We start from the raw sequence: 17,041 nt of genomic DNA on the forward strand, positions 1-17,041 counted from the left end.
CTGCTTCGGCTGTCGGACGGTCTCTCCGTCGCGCCCCGCGGTGAGACCTTTCCGCGCTTCATCCGCGATGTTTTCCACATTACGGAAATTAGTTTCTACTATCTGGAATCAATCTAGAGGGACGGGTGAAGCCCGTCAAGACACGGACAGGAGGGGGCCGTCGGGAGGACGATGGGTGCGCCGAGCCGACGTGCGTCACGTCCTGGAGTGACCCGATGTCCCGTTCCGTCCCCGTGCGCTGCCCCGCCTGCCGCCGCGAGCACCTCTACGCCGCGCAGAGCTACCCCTGCGCGTGCGGAGCACCCGTCACGCCCACGCTGGACCCGGGCACGCACGCCGTGGCCGTACCGCACCGGACCTGGGAGGAGGAGTGGCTCACCCTGTGCTGCGCCGCCTGCGGACGCCGCTCGCAGTGGCCGCGGCCGGAACTGGGCTGCCCGTGCGGAACGGTACTGAGGGTTCCGGTGGCCGAGGAGGACCCCGCGCGGCCGCCCGCAGCCGCACCGGCCCGCGCCGCCCGCCCCGCCTTCCAGCCGGTCACCATCCGCACCGCGCGCGACGCGGTCACGGCCGCCGCCCTCTATCTGCGCTGGCTCGGCTACCGGGGCATACGCCGCGCCGACCAGCGCCCGCCCTCCGGCATCGGCCTCGCCGCGCGGGGTCTGGTCGCCCAGGTCGACCCGACCGTCCGCCCGGCCTGTCCGAGGGACGTGGAGTGTCTGTGGCTCACGGCGATGACGGAGTCCGCGGGCTGCGCCTACTTCTCCCTGGCCGGGTACGACCCCGAGGCCCGGACCCGCGCCGACGCCCTCGGCGTCCCGCTGTTCGTCCTCGACCTCACGGGCACTCCGCAGCCGGTGAACGGCCACGCCGACGCGCTCGCCCACCGCGTCCGCTGACACCGCCGCGCACGCGAAGGCGCCGGCCCCCGTGGTGCGGGAGCCGGCGCCGTACGGTCCGGCAGGGCGTTCGGCGAGTGTCAGGGATCGACGCAGGTGACGGAGCCGACGGGGAAGTCGTTGCCCGTCGAGGTGGCGGTGAAGCCGAAGGTGACGCTGCCGTTCGCGGCGATGGTCCGGTTGTAGGCGACGTCAGAGACCGTGACCGTGCCGTCGGAGCCGGTGGCGAGGGTGCCGTTCCAGAGGTTGCTGATCCTGGTGCCGGTGCCCGGCTGCCAGCGCACGGCCCATCCGTCACGTGGTGTGCCGCCGTGGTTCATCACCTCGACCGAACCCTGGAAGCCACCGCTCCAGGAGTTCGTCACCGAGTAGACGGCCATGCAGCCGGTGTGCGGATCGGTGGGCGTGGGAGTGGGCGTAGGGGTCGGGGTGGGCGTCGGGGTCGGAGTCGGGGTCGGGGTGCCTTCCGAGCCGCGGATGCCGGTCACCTCGCCGTTGCCGCCGTCGAAGACGATGTCGGAGCAGGAGAAGAAGTTCTCCTGGCTGTCCGAGCGCACCCACTGGATGAACAGCACGGCGTCACCGGAACGGCCCGAGGGCAGTCGCAGGTCCCAGTAGTAGTGGCCGGACTCGGTGCCTGGGGACCCCGACTGGGGCGGGTTGGTGACGGTCTGGATCAACTCCAGGTCGTCCCAGCCCAGTTCGGTCGAGGGCGAGTATCCGGCCTTGGACACGTACACCCGGAACGAGCCCGGGTGCGCGGCCCAGTTGCTGTACCGGACCTTCAGCGACGCACCGGAGGTCAGATGCGTCCGCGGCCAGTCGGAGCGGGCCGCGTTGTAACCGGTGAAGTTGTACGGCGAGCGGTCACCGGCGCTGCACAGCTTGCCGTCGGGCACATAACCGGCCCCGCGTCCGCCCGCGTTGGAGTCGAGCACGGCGAACCAGTTGTAGAGCGCGGTCGCGCCGCTCTCGGCGAGCGCGGCCCTGCACGCCGGGTTCGTCGGGTCCAGGCTGCCGGTGCTCGTGCGCGCGTCCAGATAGCAGAGGTAGGTGCGCGAGCCGGGCGTCATGGCCACGCCGTGCGCCTGTGCGCTGTTCTGCCCGAGCAGGGCGAGGCCGAGCCCGCCGAGCAGGGTGGCCAGCACCGCCAGTAAGGAAAGTGATCGTCTGCTGCGTAGAGCCATGGTGTCTCCTGTCGGGTAGGGGTGGGTCTCCTCCGGAGTGTTCGGGCCCGCCGAGGGGCGGGGTTTCGGGGGCACGGCCGGTTCAGGCGGCCGTGCGGGCCGTGCGGGGCGGGCGGCCCAGGTCCTGTCGTCAGGTCCTGAGGGGGCGTCGTCCGGTGGGGGCGCGGAGGCGTGGGGCGTACGGAGCGTGGGGTAGTGCGCTCCGGGGTCCGCCCTGTCGGCGCAGGGAAGGCGGCGGACCCCGGAGCGGGACGGTGCGGCACGGGACCGGGCACTGCAGGACGGCGCGACGCGGATCTCGGCGTCGGGGACCGGCCCGGCCCGGACCCGCCCCGCGCGGGTCAGGCGACCGAGCAGGCCGTGCCGTTCAGGGTGAAGCCGGACGGCTTGGCGAAGGTGCCGCTGTAGGTGCCCTGGAAGCCGAAGCTCTGGGTGCCGGCGGGCGCGATCAGGGCGTTGTGCGCCACGTTCGCCGCCGTGAGGGCGCCCGAGGAACCTGACAGGGCCGCGTTCCAGGAGTTGGTCACTCGCTGCCCGGACGGCAGGGTGAAGCCGAGCCGCCAGCCGTCGACGGGGGCCGTACCGCTGTTGCGGACGGTGACGTCGGCCGTGAAGCCGCCCGGCCAGACGTTGGTGCCGTACGTCACCGCGCAGGCCGTGGCCGGGTCTCCGGGGCCGCCCGGATCGCCGGGGCCGGAGCCGGTGTTGACGCTGGAGGAGAAGGAGGTGACGGCGAGCCCGGCGCCGTTCTGCCAGGGCTCGAAGCCCGCCTGGACGCTGGTGAGGTACCAGTTGTTCTGTGCCATGCCCCGTGCGACGGTCTGGTCGACGAAGTCCATGACGTCGAAGCTCCAGCTGCCGATGGCCGAGGGCGCGACGAACGAGATCACGTCGTTGGAGCCGTTGCTGCCGGTCCACACCTCCCAGGAGCGCCCGCCGACGGTCGCCGTGCCGGTCCGGGAGCCGATCGGCTGGATCGGGCCCACCCGGTTGAACCAGATCATGATCTCGGTCCGGTTCACCCCGTCGGTGCGCGGCGTCGGGTCCAGCCAGATGTCGTACGAGGCGTTGTACACGGCGTCGGCGACATAGCCGTAGGAGATGCTGCTGGGCGCGTCCGCGATGGTGGCGATCTGCGCGGGGAGGTTGGTGCCGGGCGAACAGTTGGTGTAGTGGCAGCCGTTGAAGACGGACGGGTACGACTTCGGGGCGCCGTTGGTGGGCACCGAGCCGTCGGCCCGGGTGATCCGGAAGCCGGTGTCGCCGGCGGTGACGCACTGGGTGGCGCTGGTGCCCCAGCGGTTGTTCTGGACGACGTAGCGTCCCTGGATCACGGTCGATCCGAACTGTTCGCAGATCGTGGTGTCGGCCTGGGCGGGGGCCGAGACACCGAGGAGCGCCGCCAGGGTGGCGAGCGTGGTGAGGAGCGCGCCGGACAGGGCGCGGACGGTGCGGAGGCTGTGCGGTGACGATCGCATGCGGGGGCCTCTCTGCGCGGGTGGGGGACTCGGCAGGTGCTGCGGATCTTCGGGAGCGCTCCCGCCTCCCCACTGATGGGAGCGCTCCCATTCCATCGGTTTCGGTCGCGACTGTAGGAGCCCACTCATGTCCCTGACAACCTGTCGGACAGGAATCCGTCGACGGCTTTTCGAAGTGCCAGTTCAGCGGGGCGAGTTCGGCCCACCGTTCGACCCACGCCCCACGGCCCCGAGCTGGGAGCGCTCCCGGAACGACCATGGACAAGAACCCCAGGAATCCCAGGGGTGTTCAGGCCGAGTCGCGGACCACCAGGCGGGTGCGCAGGACGACGTGCCGCCAGGCGACCTCCGGCTGCTCCATCTCCTCCAGCAGCAGCCGGACCATCGCGCGGCCGATCTCCTCCAGCGGCTGGCGGACCGTGGTGAGCGGCGGCACGGTGTGCCGGGCGAGCTGGAAGTCGTCGAAGCCGACGACCGCGACGTCGCCGGGCACCTCGCGGCCGGCCTCGCGCAGTACGGCGAGGGCACCGGCGGCCATGGTGTCCGAGGCGGCGAGCACCCCGTCCACCTCCGGGTGGCGTTCCAGGAGCTCGGCCATCGCCCGGCGGCCGCTCGCCTCGGTGAAGTCGCCCTCGGCGGTCCAGGAGTCGTCGGTGGCCAGCCCGGCCTCGGCAAGGGCCTGTCGATGGCCGCGCAGCCGGCAGCGGGCGACGTACATGTCGAGCGGTCCGGTGATCGCCGCTATCGACCGCCGACCGCCGCGCACCAGATGGCCGACCGCCTCCCGGGCGCCGCCCACGTTGTCGGCGTCCACATAGGTGACCTGTTCGTCGCCGGAGCGGCGGCCCAGCAGCACCGTGGGCAGACCCACCTCGGCGAGCATGTCGGGCAGCCGGTCGTCGGCGCGCAGGGACATCAGCAGCACACCGTCCACCCGGCCGCCGCGCGCGTACTCGACGAACCGCTGCCGTTCGGCGTCCGAGCGCACCAGGGTGAGCAGGAGCTGTACGCGGGTGTCGGCGAGGGCGTCGCCGATGGACCGGACGACCTCGGAGAAGAACGGCTCGCCGAACAGCCGCCAGTCCCGCTCGGTCATCACCAGGGCCACCGCGTCGGCCCGCCGCCCGGCCAGCGAACGGGCCGCCAGATTGGGCACATAGCCCAGCTCCGCGATGGCCCGCTGCACGGCACGGCGGGTCGAATCCTTGACGCCCGACTCGTTGTTGACGACACGTGAGACCGTGCCGCGCCCGACCCCTGCCCGAGCGGCCACCTCCTCCAGCGTGGGCGTCGCGACGAGTCGCCGTCTGACCATGCTCACCCCCCAAGGGCGTCCGATCTTACGGGGAAGGGGCCCCCGGCGACCGAACGCCCCCGTGGGACTCAGTCGCTGTAGCGCCGGCGCAGTTCGACCTTGCGGACCTTGCCGGAGACCGTCATCGGGAAGGCGTCGAGCAGGTGGAGGCGGCTGGGGATCTTGTAGTGGGCGAGCCGGCCCTCACAGAAGGCGCGCAGTTCGTCCAGGGTGAGGGGGTCGGCGGTGTCGCGGGCGATGACGCAGGCCAGGACCTCCTCGCCGTAGCGCTCGTGGGGGACGCCGACCACCTGGACGTCGGCGATCTTGGGGTGGGCGTGGAGGAACTCCTCGATCTCGCGCGGGTAGATGTTCTCGCCGCCCCGGATGATCATGTCCTTGATGCGGCCGACGATCTCGACGTAGCCGTCCTCGCGCATCGTGGCGAGGTCACCGGTGTGCATCCAGCGGCCGGGGTCGATCGCCTCGGCGGTCTTCTCCGGCTCGTCCCAGTAGCCGAGCATCACGCTGTAGCCGCGGGTGCACAACTCACCCGCCGTTCCCCGGGGTCGGGTGGTTCCGGTCACGGGGTCGACGACCTTCACCTCGATGTGCGGCAGGACCCGGCCGACGGTCGCGGTGCGGTGTTCCAGGTCGTCGTCCATGCGGGTCTGGAGCGAGACCGGGGAGGTCTCGGTCATGCCGTAGCAGATGGAGACCTGTTCCATGTGCATCTCGGCGACCACCCGCTTCATCACCTCCACCGGGCAGGGCGAGCCCGCCATGATGCCGGTGCGCAGGCTCGAGAGGTCGTAGGCGGCGAAGTCCGGGAGGTTCAGCTCCGCGATGAACATGGTCGGGACGCCGTACAGGGAGGTGCACCGCTCGCGCCGGACCGCCTCCAGCGTGGCCGCGGCGTCGAAGGAGGGTGCGGGGATCACGATGCAGGCGCCGTGCGAGGTGGCCGCCAGGTTGCCCATGACCATGCCGAAGCAGTGGTAGAAGGGCACCGGTACGCAGACGCGGTCCTGCTCGGTGTAGCCGATCGACTCGCCCACGAAATAGCCGTTGTTGAGGATGTTGTGGTGGGAGAGGGTGGCGCCCTTGGGGAAGCCGGTGGTGCCCGAGGTGTACTGGATGTTGATGGGGTCGTCGCAGGACAGCTCGCCCGCGCGGACGTGGAACTCCTCGTACAGGTCGGGCGTGCCGCGCCGCAGCAGGTCGTCCCAGCTGGGGTCCCCGAAGTAGACGGTCTCCCTCAACAGGGGGCAGTTGCCCCGGACTTCCTCGACCATGACCCGGTAGTCGCTGGTCTTGTGACCGAGGGAGGCGAAGAGGAGGGAGATCCCGGCCTGGTTGAGCACGTACTCGGTCTCGTGCGTGCGGTAGGCCGGGTTGATGTTCACCATGATCGCGCCGATGCGGGCGGTGGCGTACTGGACGAGGACCCACTCCGCGCAGTTGACCGCCCAGATGCCCACCCGGTCGCCCTTGGCGACGCCGCTCGCGAGCAGGGCGTACGCCAGCCGGTCGACGTCGGAGGTGAACCGGGCGTACGTCCAGCGCCGCCCGGAGGGCAGGTCGACCAGTGCCTCGCGGTCGGGCCAGGCGGCGGCCGCCCGGTCGAGGTTCGCGCCGATGGTGTCGCCGAGCAGCGGGGTGTCGCTCACCCCGTGGGTGTAGGAGTCGGGTGAGCTCACCGGAAGTCCTCCTCTCGGTACTCGGCGTCCGATCCGGCCGCGGTGGCTTCGCGCAGCTCGATGCGGCGGATCTTGCCGGAGACGGTCTTGGGCAGCGCGGCGAACTCCAGCCGGCGGATGCGCTTGTAGGGGGCGAGTGTCTGACGGGAGTGCTCGAACAGCACCTTGGCGATGTCGGGGCCCGGCTCCCAGCCCTCCGCGAGGACGACGTACGCCTTCGGGACCGCGAGGCGCAGTTCGTCCGGCGCGGGCACGACGGCGGCCTCGGCGACGGCCTCGTGCTCCAGCAGGGCGCTCTCCAGCTCGAAGGGGGAGATCTTGTAGTCGGAGGCCTTGAAGACGTCGTCGCTGCGCCCGATGTAGGTCAGATAGCCGTCCTCGTCGCGGGAGGCGACGTCCCCGGTGCGGTAGTAGCCCTCCGCCATGGCCTCGGCGGTGCGGTCGGGGTCGCCGTGATAGCCGGTCATCAGGCCGGCCGGGCGGGCGGACAGGTCGAGCGCGATCTCCCCCTCGGTGCCGCCGGGGGCGCCGGTGACGGGGTCGAGCAGTTCGACGCGGAAGCCGGGGCTGGGGCGGCCCATGGAGCCAGTCTTCAAGCGCTGGCCGGGGCTGTTGGAGACCTGTACGGCGGTCTCGGTCTGTCCGAAGCCGTCCCGGACGGTGACGCGCCAGGTCCGCCGGACCTGCTCGATGACCTCGGGGTTCAGGGGCTCCCCCGCGGCGACGGCCTCGCGCGGCGGGGTGCCGAGCTGGGTGAGGTCGGCCTGGATGAGCATGCGCCACACGGTCGGCGGCGCGCAGAAGGTGGTGACGCCCACGCGGTCCATCTCCGCCATCAGCCGGGTGGCGTCGAAGCGGGTGTAGTTGTACACGAACACGGTCGCCTCGGCGTTCCAGGGCGCGAAGAGGTTGGACCAGGCGTGCTTGGCCCAGCCGGGCGAGGAGATGTTCAGATGCACGTCGCCGGGGGTCAGGCCGATCCAGTACATGGTGGCCAGGTGGCCGACGGGGTACGAGGTGTGGGTGTGCTCGACGAGCTTGGGGCGGGCGGTGGTGCCCGAGGTGAAGTAGAGCATCAGGGTGTCGTCGGCCCGGGTGGGGCCGTCGGGGGTGAAGGCGGCGGGGGCGGCGTAGGCCTCCTCGTAGGCGTGCCAGTCGCCGCCGGTGCCGCCGACCGCGATCCGGGTCCAGCCGCCGGGCACCTCGGTGAACTTCCCGGTGTCCTCCGCCCGCGCGATCACATGGCGGACCTGTCCGCGCTCGACGCGGTCGCGCAGGTCGGCGGGGCCCAGCAGCGGGGTGGCGGGGATGACGACGGCGCGCAGTTTCATCGCGGCGAGGGCGGTCTCCCACAGCTCCGCCTGGTTGCCGAGCATGACGAGGACGCGGTCGCCGGCGGCGACGCCGAGGCCGCGCAGCCAGTTCGCGACCCGGTCGGAGCGGTCGGAGAGCTCGGCGAAGGAGAGCAGGGTCTCGGTGCCGTCCTCCTCGACGATGTGCAGGGCGGTGCGGTCGTTGCCGTCCGCGATGTGGTCGAACCAGTCGAGTGCCCAGTTGAACTGCTCGGGGCGCGGCCAGGTGAAGCCGTCGTACGCCGTGGCGTAGTCCTCGCGGTGCGCCAGCAGGAAATCCCGCGCGCTGCGGAAGTCCTCGGTCGCCGTCATCGGTCCTCCTTCGGTTCCGGCTTCGGCTCGGGCCATTGCCGGGCGGCTCTTTGTCATCGTGTAATCCGTGATGCAGGTCTCACTACCCCCGAACGGGGGTGTGCGCCGCGAGGTTGCGGCGAGGGTCCGTCCGGCGGATCGGGACGCGTGGGGACGTACCGGCCCCCGCGGCCGTCGGAGGGGCCATACGGAAAGGGGCGAGCGGGTGGCGGTGGACGGGAGCACGACCGGGGTGCCGGAGGCGGACCTGCGGGCCGCGCTGCTGCGGCTGCGCCGGGCGACGGGGCTGCCGGTGGCGTTCGGCGGGCCGGTGGAGCCGGGGCGGACACAGGTGCGGATCTGCGAGCTGAGCGGCACGGCCACGCCCGCGCTGCGCTCGCTGGCGGTGACCTCGGGCAACGGTCTGGGCGGCAAGGCGGTGGCACTGGCCCGTCCGTGCGCGGTGACGGACTACTCCTCGTCGCGGCAGATCAGCCACGAGTACGACGTGCCGGTCGCGACGGAGGGGCTGCGCTCGGTGCTGGCGGTGCCGGTCGTGGTGCGGCGCCGTGTGCGCGGGGTGCTATACGGCGCCCTGCGTACGGCCCAGCCGCTGGGCGACCGGGCGCTGGACGTGGCGGTGGAGGTGGCCCGGGACGTGGAACGGGCGCTGGCGGCGGAGGAGGCGGCACGGGGGCTGCTGGCCGCGGTGCCCGGGCGGGTGCCGTCCTCGGAGGCCGGGGACGGCGAGGGTCCGGCACGGGAGCGGATGCGTCAGGCGCACGCGGCGCTGCTGGCCCTGGCCCCGCGGATCGCCGACGAGAGGCTGCGGGCGGAGCTGCTGGGCACGTGTGACCTGCTGGCCGCGGGGGCACCCGGCTCCGGTAGCGGTCTCGCGCCGCGTGAGGTGGACGTGCTGACCTGGGTCGCTGCGGGCGCCACGAACGCCACGGCGGCCGCCCGGCTGGGTCTGCGCCCGGAGACGGTCAAGAGTTATCTGCGCTCGGCGATGCGCAAGCTGGGCGCGCGGACCCGGGGGGAGGCCGTGGTCGCGGCCCGCCGGGCGGGGGCGTTGCCCTAGGGGGCGGGACGACCACCATGAGGACTCTTCATTCATATATCATCGCCCTGAATATCCGTATGCTCCCCAGTTGTTATCTCCCTCACCACCTCGTCTCTCCGAACTTCAATGAGTCGTTGCCTAGAATTTGGCACGACCACGACACAGGGAGGGAGCGGTGACCGTGCGAGGCGACTTCCAGGAACCGACCCGAGGCCGCCCCGACCTGGTCATCGGCAGGGAGGAACTGTTCGGCGCGGCCCGGGAGCAACTGGGCCGGGGCGGCAGTGTGCTGCTGCACGGCCCCGCCGGGATCGGCAAGTCGACGGTGCTGCGGGCACTGGCGGCGGAGTACGGCCGCACGGCCCGGACCGTCCTGCGCTGCTCCGCCACCGAGTCCGAGTCGCATCTGCCCTTCCTGGCCCTGGCCGACCTGCTGGGCCTGGTGCTGCCGGAGATCTCCGACCAGCTGCCCGCGGCCCAGCGCACCGCCCTGGAGTCGGCGCTCACCGGCCGCGGCGAGTCCAGCCTCCAGCGCGACGGGCTCGCGCTGCGCCTCGCGGTGCTCTCCGCGCTGCGGGTGCTGGCCGCCGAGGGCCCGGTCCTGGTCGTCGCCGACGACCTCCAGTGGCTCGACCCCGCCAGCGCGGAGCTGCTCGGCTTCGCCGCGCGCCGGCTCGGCGACTTCCCCGTGCAGCTGCTGTGCGCGGTGCGCACCGAGGGCCAGGAGTACGACCGCCATCTGCGCGCCACGCCGCCCGACACGCTCGCGCTGCGGCTCGGCCCGCTGACCCGCACCCAGGTCTCGGATCTGCTCGACCAGGGCGGCTACACCAAGCTGCCCCGCTCCACGGTCCGTGACATCCACCGCACCAGCGGCGGCAACCCGCTGTTCGCGCTGGAACTGGGCCGCGCCCTGGCCGAGAGCAGCGCCGCGCCCCGGCCGGGCGAACCGCTGCCGGTGCCGACCTCGCTGCGGGCCCTGGTCCTCAGCCGGCTGGAGATGCTCTCGGCGGAGGCCCGGCACACCCTGCTCGTGGCCAGCGCGGGCGCCCGGCCCACCCTGGCCCTGCTGCACGCGGCGGGCCGGGAGAACGCCGAGGCGGAGACCGCCCAGGCGGCCGCCCTCGGCCTGCTGGCCACCGATCCGGACGCACCCGCCCTGCGCTTCGCGCACCCGCTGATCTCGGCCGCCCTGTACGCGGAGGCCCCCGCGCACACCCGGCGGGCCGCGCACGCGGCGCTGTCCACGGCGGCCTCCGACCCGATCGAGCGCGCCCGGCATCTGGCGCTGGCCACCACCGGCACCGACCCGGAGGTCGCGGCCCGCCTCGGGGAGGCCGCGGCGCTGGCCCGCGACCGCGGAGCGCCCTCCGTGGCGGCCTCGCTCGGGCTGCTCACCGCCCGGCACACCCCGCTCGGCATGGTGCCCAGCCCCGACGCCCGGCGGCTGCAGGCCGCCGAGGACGCGCTGACCGCGGGCGAGGTGGACCTCGCCCGGGACATCGCCCGGGACGTGCTCACCCGCGCGACCTCCTCCGGCGACCGGGTGCGGGCCTGGATGGTGGTCATCGAGGCGGCCGGACAGGCCCTCGGCGAGGTCGACGCCGTCTTCCCGCAGGCCCTCGCCGACGCCGGCGACGACCCCCGGCTGCTCGCCCAGGTCCACTACCAGCTGGCCTGGCGCGCCCTGATGGTCGAGGGCGACTTCGCCGAGGCGCGCGCGGAGGCCCAGCACGCCGCCGAACTGGCCGCGCGGGCCGGGGACCGGCGCACCGAGCTGCTCGCCCTGTCGTTCCAGGCGCAGTCCGAGACCCTGATGGGCCACCCGGACGCCCCGGAGACCATCAAGCGCGCCCTGCGCGAGCCCCAGGACCCCGAGGTGGCCTGTCACCACAACGGGGCCGGCGCGGCCCGCTTCCGCTGGCTGATCATGAGCGACCAGCTCACCGAGGCCCGGGCGACCGCGACCGGGCTGCTCCGGGAGGCCCGTCGGCGCGGTGTCGTCGAGAGCGAAGTGCATTTCGTGCGCATGGTCGCCGAGACCGAGCTGCGCTCCGGGCACTGCGGCCGGGCCCTTGACCTGGCGCGCGAGGGCCTGAAGCTGGCCCGTGACTGCGGTATCGGCGAGGGCGCCTCCGCCATGTTCACCTCCCTCGCGGAGGCCGCGGGCGGCGACGCCGAGCGCGCCCAGGCGCTGGCCCGGGAGGCCGTCGGCCACGCCGAGGAGGACGGCGACCCGGTCTATCTGTCCCTGGCCCTCGGCGCGCTGGGGCAGGCCCAGCTGGTGGCGGGGGACGCACCGGGCGCGGTGCTGTCGCTGCGCCGGGCGCGCCAGCTGGAGGGCGGCCTGGGCGTGACGGACCCGGCGCGCGGCCGCTGGCACGGCGATCTCGCCGAGGCGCTCGTGCTCGTCGGCGAGGCCGGTGAGGCGCAGAACCTCATCGACGTCACCCGTGAGCACGCGCTGCGGCTGCACCGTGAGAGCGCGCTCGCGGTGCTCGACCGGGCCGAGGCGCTGGTGCTCGCCGCGCGGGGGGACCACGAGGCGGCGCTCGCCCAGCTGACGTCCGTTCAGGACCGCCTCGCCAAGCTGGGCTACGGCCTGGAGGAGGCGCGGGCGGCGTTCGCGCTGGCCCGGCTGCGCTCCGGGCAGGGTCCGGCGGCGTACGAGGAGGCGGAGCGGCTGTTCCGCAGGTGCCGGGCACTGCCCTGGCTGCGTCAGGTGGAGGCGGCGATGGCCGCGGGCCCGGTGGACACGGCACGTCATGCGCCCGCGCCGGTCGACGCGCTGGAGGGGCTCGCCTCGATGGAACGTCAGGTCGCCGCGCTGGTCATGGAGGGCGCCACCAACCGGGAGATCGCCGGGCGGCTGTTCATCAGCGTCAAGACGGTCGAGGCGACCCTGACCCGCGTCTACCGCAAGCTCGGCATCCGTTCGCGGGTGGACATCGTGCGGCTGGCGGCGGGGCGTCACGCGAAGTGAGCCCGGGGGCGGCCGACTTCACCGGGTCCGGCTGACACGGGCGCTCCGCCGACTCGTGTCACCGAGGGTTTTCCCTGCCCCAACTCCCCTAGGGGGTTCCCTCATTGGGGGCCTGTGGGGGCCGGTCCTAGCGTAAGGGGCGTGCCGCTCGCCGGGCACACGGGGGTCTGTCCCGAGGCCCCCGTGCATCAACCCCCCACCCCGTGCGACCCCCCACCGGCAAACCTCGAGGAGACTCATGTTCGGGCTCACCCGTGCAGGAAGATCCGCCGTCGCGAAGAAGTCCGCCGTCGCCCTGGCCGCCACGGCCGCCGCTGCCGCCACCGCGCTCGTCGCCGCGCCGGCCTCCGCCGCCCCCAACCCCATCGTGGGCGGCAGCACGACCACGACGTCCACGTACCCGTTCATGATGCAGATCACCGACGCCTCGCAGAACCAGTTCTGCGGCGGCACCCTGGTCGCCCCCACCAAGGTCGTCACCGCCGCGCACTGCATGGTCGGCGAGACCACCGGCTCCGTCCGGGTCGTGGGCGGCCGCACCTACCTCAACGGCACCAACGGCACGGTGAGCCGGGTCAGCCGGATCTGGATCCACCCGAACTACTCCGACGCCACCAACGGCGAGGACGTCGCGGTGCTGACGCTGTCGACGTCGATGCCGTACACCACGGCGAGGTACGTGACGTCCTCGCAGACGGGTGTGTACGCGGCCGGCACCACCGCCCGGGTGGTCGGCTGGGGCACCACCTCCGAGAGCGGCAGCTCCTCCAACCAGCTGCGGACGGCGACCGTCCCGACCGTCTCCGACAGCAGCTGCCGCACCTCCTACGGCTCCGACTACGTCGCGGGCGAAATGGTCTGCGCCGGATACACCTCCGGCGGCGTTGACACCTGCCAGGGCGACAGCGGCGGTCCCCTGCTCATCGGGGGCGTCCTGGCAGGGATCACTTCCTGGGGCGAGGGCTGCGCGAGGGCCGGGTACCCCGGCGTCTACACCCGGCTGACGAGCTTCTCCAGCCTGGTGACCGCGCAGGTCAACTCGTGAACCCAGAAGACTCCTGAGTACCCCTCAGGTGAGTGACCAGGGGGCGTTGCGGGCCTCCACGAGCGGCCCGCAACGCCCCCTATCCAATGCCCTCACACGATCACGGTGCCGAACCCGACGTCGTATCCGGCGCCTCGGTGCAGGACGTCCAGCACGCGGGCGCCCTCCTCGGCGACCTCCGCGCGCCGCGCCTTGGTGAGGGTCGTGAACGGCTCGATCACCAGGGCCTCGTCGATGATCCGCCACACGCCCGCGAGGAAGCCGTCCACCAGGAGCGGGCAGTAGAACGTGTTGGCCTGCCAGGTGCGGCCGCGGTTCGCGGGCGGGATCACCCGGGTGCGGTCGGCGTGCGAGAGCAGCAGGTTGTCGAACTCGGGCAGGAAGCGTGGCGGCGCCGGGGTCTCCGGGTCGGGCCGGGGCGCCTCGGGCACGTCGAAGAGCTCGACGCCGTTCTCGTCGCGGAAGGTGAGCAGCCGCGGGCGCAGCCGTTCGAAGACGGGGCGCATCCGGGTCAGGCCCGACCAGGTCTGCATGTCCTTCACCGAGGCCGGGCCGAAGGCGCCGAGATAGCGCAGGACTGTGTCCTCGGCGGACGCGGCGGAAGCAGCGGGCTCTGCGGGCCGGCCCAGCCAGTGCTCCACCGTGGTCAGCGAGACCTGGCCGCTGCGGCCCCACAGTCCGCGCGGGGTGACCTGGACGAGCGGCAACTTGCAGCGGGCGGCGACGGCCAGGGACTGCGGGTCGGCGTCCGGCCACTCGGCGCCGAGGGCCTCGCGCAGCTGCTTCATGGTGCGCGGCTCGGTCTCGACGAACTCCCGCGCGAGGACGGCCAGCCGGTCCAGGTCGACGCCGACGAGCCCCTTGCGGAAGTAGCCGATCTCCCGGTCCCGGGCGGGCTGCACCAGCGGGCGCAGGGTGAGGGCGTCGGCGGCGGTGTGCAGATGGATGGTGGACCGCATGGTCACGATCCGCACGACCTCGCGCCGCTCCAGCGGCCCGGCCAGGTCCTCGGGCGCGAACCCGTCCAGGCGCGCGGCGAGCGCGTAGTACGGCGGCTTCACCTCCTGCGCCTGGAGCCCCGCCAGGTGCTCCACCGCGGCCCGCGCGGACACGGGGGCGCGGCGCAGCAGGAACTGCCGGTCGAGGGTCGCGCGGTTGAGGGCGCGGGGGCCGAGGACGGGGGCCTGCGAGGAGGGCGTCTTGGTCATACGGGCACGCTAGCGAGCGTTGCGGACGACTACTGTCCTCGATGGGCGGTCGTCGCATCGCGCGTATCGCGCGTTCACGGTGGCGGGGCGGAATCGGCGGACGCCGCCGGACTCACGGTCGTACGGGACTCGTCGACGGACGCGGCGCCGACGGGTCGTCGGCGGGCGCGGCGCCGGTGGGTCATCGGCGGGCGGCGCGGCGCCGGTGGGTCATCGGCGGGCGGCGCGGCGCCGGTGGGCGAGGAACAGGCCCAGGACGATGCCGACGAGCAGGGTCACCGTGAGGACGATCCACAGTGGGAGCGTGACCGTGGGGATCCACAGTCTGATGGTGACCGACTCGGTGTTGACCGCGATGAACCAGATCGCCAGGACTGCGAGAACCACGAAACCGATGGTCCGCAGTCGCATGTCCCGTCCCTTGACCGTCAGGGTCGACGGGCCGCCTTCCTTCGTTGCACTGCGCGGCATGTCAGCAATTATCCCCGTCCGTGCGGCACGGGGCCACTCGCGGCGGCGCGGCCCGGCTATCGGCCGGAATCGGTGCCCGCCACGCCCGCCGAGACCAGGGACCAGATCACGAACAGGTCGATGGCCATCGTCGTCACGGCCCAGAAGGGCTGGTACGGCAGGAACAGGAAGTGGAGGACGAGACCGAGGGAGGCCAGGACGATGCCCGCGACACGGGCCCAGGGCCAGCCGCTCAGCAGACCCCAGCCGGTGAGGGCGAGGAGCGCGCCGAGCACGATGTGGACGACGCCCCACGTGGTCAGGTCGAACTCGTAGACGTAGCTGCCGACGCGGCGATAGACGTCGTCCTTGGCGACCGCGGCGATGCCCTGGAGGACGGCGATGGCACCGCCGCACAGCATCAGGACACCGGCGAAGGTGACACCGCCGGACTCCCAGCCGCCGCGGCCGCCGGCGGGCTGCCGCGGCGGCCAGGTGCCGCCCGAGGTGTTCGACGGGGTTCCGGACGGGGTTGCTCCCTGCTGGCTCATGACTGGAGCCTCGGCCGGGACGGGACGGGAGGCCATGCGGCGGGGCCTGAACGGGTGATCTTCCGAAATGCGGCTTCCGCACCCTTTGGTTTTACTGAGACGCACCAACCCGAAGTCCCGAGAACACCGGAGGGCCGGCGTGGCGACGTTGACCGTGTGGAAGTTCGACGCCCCCGAGGGGGCGGCAGCCGTCGAGAACAGCCTGCGTGACCTGCAGAAGCAGGAACTGATCAAAATCGTGGACGCGGCCGTGGTCAGCTGGCCCGAGGGCGCGGCCAAGCCGAAGACCAGGCAGATGCACAACCTCGCGGGGGTGGGCGCCCTGTCCGGCACCTTCTGGGGCATGCTCTTCGGCCTGATCTTCTTCATGCCGCTGCTGGGCGCCGCGATCGGCGCGGCGGCGGGCGCGCTCGGCGGCAAGATGGCGGACGTCGGCATCGACGACGACTTCATCGACTCGGTCAAGTCCAAGGTCACGCCCGGAACTTCGGCGCTGTTCCTGCTGTCGCAGGACGCCGTGGTGGACCGGGTGCGCTCCGCGTTCCCGCCCGAGCACACCGAGCTGATCAGCACGAACCTCTCGGCCGAGAAGGAAGCGAAGCTCCGCGAGGTCTTCGAGGAGGCCTGAGCGCCCCGGACGGCCGGCCCGGACCGGCCGGCGGTCCCCGCCCGCCGGTTCACGGGCAGGCCGGACCACCGGTTCACGCGGAAGCCGGCCCACCCGATCGCAGAGCCATCGCGGAGAAGTCGCGGAGAACCGGCCGCCCCGCACCGGTCTGGTCGCGGGGTGGCCCGACCGCCCCTGTCCACCGTCTCGTGGACACCCCAGCTCCCGTCGACCGAGAGGAGCCCGCAGGTGCAGCCCACGAACCAGCCGCCCGCAGGGCCGCCGACCCCGACGCCGTACGGCCGTGGCGGCTCCCCCACCGGCTATCCGCAGCCGCTGCCCGGGGAACCGACGGGCCGGCTGAACGCGGCCCGGCTGTGGTCCGGCGGGGTGATGACCGCCGGAGTGGCGGGCCTGACCGCCGTGGTCGCCGTCCTGCTGGTGCGCGGGGTGCTCGGCATCCCGGTCCTCGCGCCCGAGCGGGACGGTGCCATGGCGGACGCCTCCACCGCGCTGCCCGCCGCCGGCGCCGCCGTGACCGCCCTCGTGGCGACCGCGCTGCTGCATGTGCTGATCCTGACCGTGCCGCAGCCCGTGCGGTTCTTCGGCTGGATCGGCGTGCTGGTCACCGCCGGGGTGGTCCTGCTGCCGTTCACCACGGCGGCCGGCACCGAGACCAAGGTGGGCACGGCCGCGGTCTGGCTCGCGGTCGGTCTGACCGTCACCGCCCTGCTGTCCGCGGTCGGCCGGGGCGCGGTGGCCCGCGGAGTCCGGCGTCGTGGCCACTGAGGGGACAGGGACCTCGGCGGGCGGGGGCGGGGGGGGGGGGGGGGGGGGGGGGGTCGGGCCCCCCCCCCCCCCCCCCCCCCCCCCCCCCCCCCCCCCCCCCCCCCCCCCCTCCTTTTTTTTTTTTTTTGTTTTTTTTCTTCTCTT

At 72.9% G+C, this 17,041-nt stretch carries 14 protein-coding genes; 6 read left to right on the top strand and 8 right to left on the bottom strand.

Annotated elements, in window-relative coordinates; translation table 11 throughout:
* Positions 1 to 215: 215 nt before the first annotated feature.
* On the top strand, positions 216 to 899 hold the full coding sequence (locus ACZ6SQ_RS20425; protein ID WP_469563899.1) for a hypothetical protein: 684 nt from the start codon (positions 216 to 218) through the stop codon (positions 897 to 899).
* Positions 900 to 979: 80 nt separating this feature from the next.
* On the opposite strand, the gene ACZ6SQ_RS20430 is transcribed toward ACZ6SQ_RS20425, so the two are convergent.
* From ACZ6SQ_RS20430 to ACZ6SQ_RS20450, 5 genes are all read right to left on the bottom strand, one after another.
* Entirely contained in the window at positions 980 to 2,086 is a 1,107-nt protein-coding gene (locus ACZ6SQ_RS20430; RefSeq protein ID WP_469563901.1) for a lytic polysaccharide monooxygenase auxiliary activity family 9 protein, read from the bottom strand.
* A 341-nt stretch (positions 2,087 to 2,427) separates the two neighbouring features.
* Positions 2,428 to 3,564 (bottom strand): glycoside hydrolase family 12 protein, encoded by a 1,137-nt coding sequence (locus ACZ6SQ_RS20435; protein WP_469563905.1) that lies wholly within the window; start codon positions 3,562 to 3,564, stop codon positions 2,428 to 2,430.
* Between the two features lie 289 nt (positions 3,565 to 3,853).
* A complete protein-coding gene (locus ACZ6SQ_RS20440; protein ID WP_469563907.1) occupies positions 3,854 to 4,879 on the bottom strand; it encodes a LacI family DNA-binding transcriptional regulator in 1,026 nt (341 codons plus the stop codon).
* A 68-nt stretch (positions 4,880 to 4,947) separates the two neighbouring features.
* Positions 4,948 to 6,558: an AMP-binding protein gene (locus ACZ6SQ_RS20445; RefSeq protein ID WP_469563910.1), complete on the bottom strand. Its 1,611-nt coding sequence runs from the start codon at positions 6,556 to 6,558 to the stop codon at positions 4,948 to 4,950.
* Complete coding sequence (locus ACZ6SQ_RS20450) at positions 6,555 to 8,222, bottom strand: AMP-binding protein (RefSeq protein WP_469563913.1); 1,668 nt, start codon at positions 8,220 to 8,222, stop codon at positions 6,555 to 6,557. The genes ACZ6SQ_RS20445 and ACZ6SQ_RS20450 overlap by 4 nt, the downstream gene beginning before the upstream one ends.
* Before the next feature lie 211 nt (positions 8,223 to 8,433).
* Here ACZ6SQ_RS20450 and ACZ6SQ_RS20455 point away from each other — a divergent pair, with 211 nt between their 5' ends.
* The 3 genes from ACZ6SQ_RS20455 to ACZ6SQ_RS20465 all read left to right on the top strand — a co-directional run bounded on the left by ACZ6SQ_RS20455 (position 8,434) and on the right by ACZ6SQ_RS20465 (position 13,292).
* Entirely contained in the window at positions 8,434 to 9,282 is an 849-nt protein-coding gene (locus tag ACZ6SQ_RS20455) for a helix-turn-helix transcriptional regulator (RefSeq protein WP_469563916.1), read from the top strand.
* Between the two features lie 157 nt (positions 9,283 to 9,439).
* On the top strand, positions 9,440 to 12,247 hold the full coding sequence (locus ACZ6SQ_RS20460) for an ATP-binding protein (RefSeq protein ID WP_469563920.1): 2,808 nt from the start codon (positions 9,440 to 9,442) through the stop codon (positions 12,245 to 12,247).
* Positions 12,248 to 12,485: 238 nt separating this feature from the next.
* Complete coding sequence (locus ACZ6SQ_RS20465; protein WP_469563923.1) at positions 12,486 to 13,292, top strand: S1 family peptidase; 807 nt, start codon at positions 12,486 to 12,488, stop codon at positions 13,290 to 13,292.
* Positions 13,293 to 13,384: 92 nt separating this feature from the next.
* Here the strand turns inward: ACZ6SQ_RS20465 and ACZ6SQ_RS20470 are convergent, their stop codons facing one another.
* From ACZ6SQ_RS20470 to ACZ6SQ_RS20480, 3 genes are all read right to left on the bottom strand, one after another.
* On the bottom strand, positions 13,385 to 14,500 hold the full coding sequence (locus tag ACZ6SQ_RS20470; protein ID WP_469563926.1) for a winged helix DNA-binding domain-containing protein: 1,116 nt from the start codon (positions 14,498 to 14,500) through the stop codon (positions 13,385 to 13,387).
* A gap of 210 nt (positions 14,501 to 14,710) precedes the next feature.
* A complete protein-coding gene (locus ACZ6SQ_RS20475) occupies positions 14,711 to 14,971 on the bottom strand; it encodes a LapA family protein (protein WP_469563929.1) in 261 nt (86 codons plus the stop codon).
* 56 nt (positions 14,972 to 15,027) lie between these two features.
* Positions 15,028 to 15,501 (bottom strand): DUF7144 family membrane protein, encoded by a 474-nt coding sequence (locus ACZ6SQ_RS20480; RefSeq protein WP_469563932.1) that lies wholly within the window; start codon positions 15,499 to 15,501, stop codon positions 15,028 to 15,030.
* Between the two features lie 139 nt (positions 15,502 to 15,640).
* Between ACZ6SQ_RS20480 and ACZ6SQ_RS20485 the strand changes: the two genes are divergently transcribed.
* Positions 15,641 to 16,129 (top strand): DUF1269 domain-containing protein, encoded by a 489-nt coding sequence (locus tag ACZ6SQ_RS20485; protein WP_386385906.1) that lies wholly within the window; start codon positions 15,641 to 15,643, stop codon positions 16,127 to 16,129.
* A gap of 228 nt (positions 16,130 to 16,357) precedes the next feature.
* The gene (locus ACZ6SQ_RS20490) at positions 16,358 to 16,897 is read left to right on the top strand and encodes a DUF6069 family protein (protein WP_469563937.1); all 540 of its coding nucleotides are present in this window, start codon (positions 16,358 to 16,360) and stop codon (positions 16,895 to 16,897) included.
* Positions 16,898 to 17,041 lie beyond the last annotated feature (144 nt).

The sequence above is a fragment of the Streptomyces sp. NPDC048600 genome, assembly GCF_055587025.1.

Bases quoted from the DNA above. Each gene is read 5' to 3' on its own strand.
- ACZ6SQ_RS20450 (WP_469563913.1), bottom strand. From the start codon at position 8,222: ATGACGGCGACCGAGGACTTCCGCAGCGCGCGGGATTTCCTGCTGGCG.
- ACZ6SQ_RS20440 (WP_469563907.1), bottom strand. From the start codon at position 4,879: ATGGTCAGACGGCGACTCGTCGCGACGCCCACGCTGGAGGAGGTGGCC.
- ACZ6SQ_RS20470 (WP_469563926.1), bottom strand. From the start codon at position 14,500: ATGACCAAGACGCCCTCCTCGCAGGCCCCCGTCCTCGGCCCCCGCGCC.
- ACZ6SQ_RS20430 (WP_469563901.1), bottom strand. From the start codon at position 2,086: ATGGCTCTACGCAGCAGACGATCACTTTCCTTACTGGCGGTGCTGGCC.
- ACZ6SQ_RS20435 (WP_469563905.1), bottom strand. From the start codon at position 3,564: ATGCGATCGTCACCGCACAGCCTCCGCACCGTCCGCGCCCTGTCCGGC.
- ACZ6SQ_RS20475 (WP_469563929.1), bottom strand. From the start codon at position 14,971: ATGCCGCGCAGTGCAACGAAGGAAGGCGGCCCGTCGACCCTGACGGTC.
- ACZ6SQ_RS20480 (WP_469563932.1), bottom strand. From the start codon at position 15,501: ATGAGCCAGCAGGGAGCAACCCCGTCCGGAACCCCGTCGAACACCTCG.
- ACZ6SQ_RS20465 (WP_469563923.1), top strand. From the start codon at position 12,486: ATGTTCGGGCTCACCCGTGCAGGAAGATCCGCCGTCGCGAAGAAGTCC.
- ACZ6SQ_RS20425 (WP_469563899.1), top strand. From the start codon at position 216: ATGTCCCGTTCCGTCCCCGTGCGCTGCCCCGCCTGCCGCCGCGAGCAC.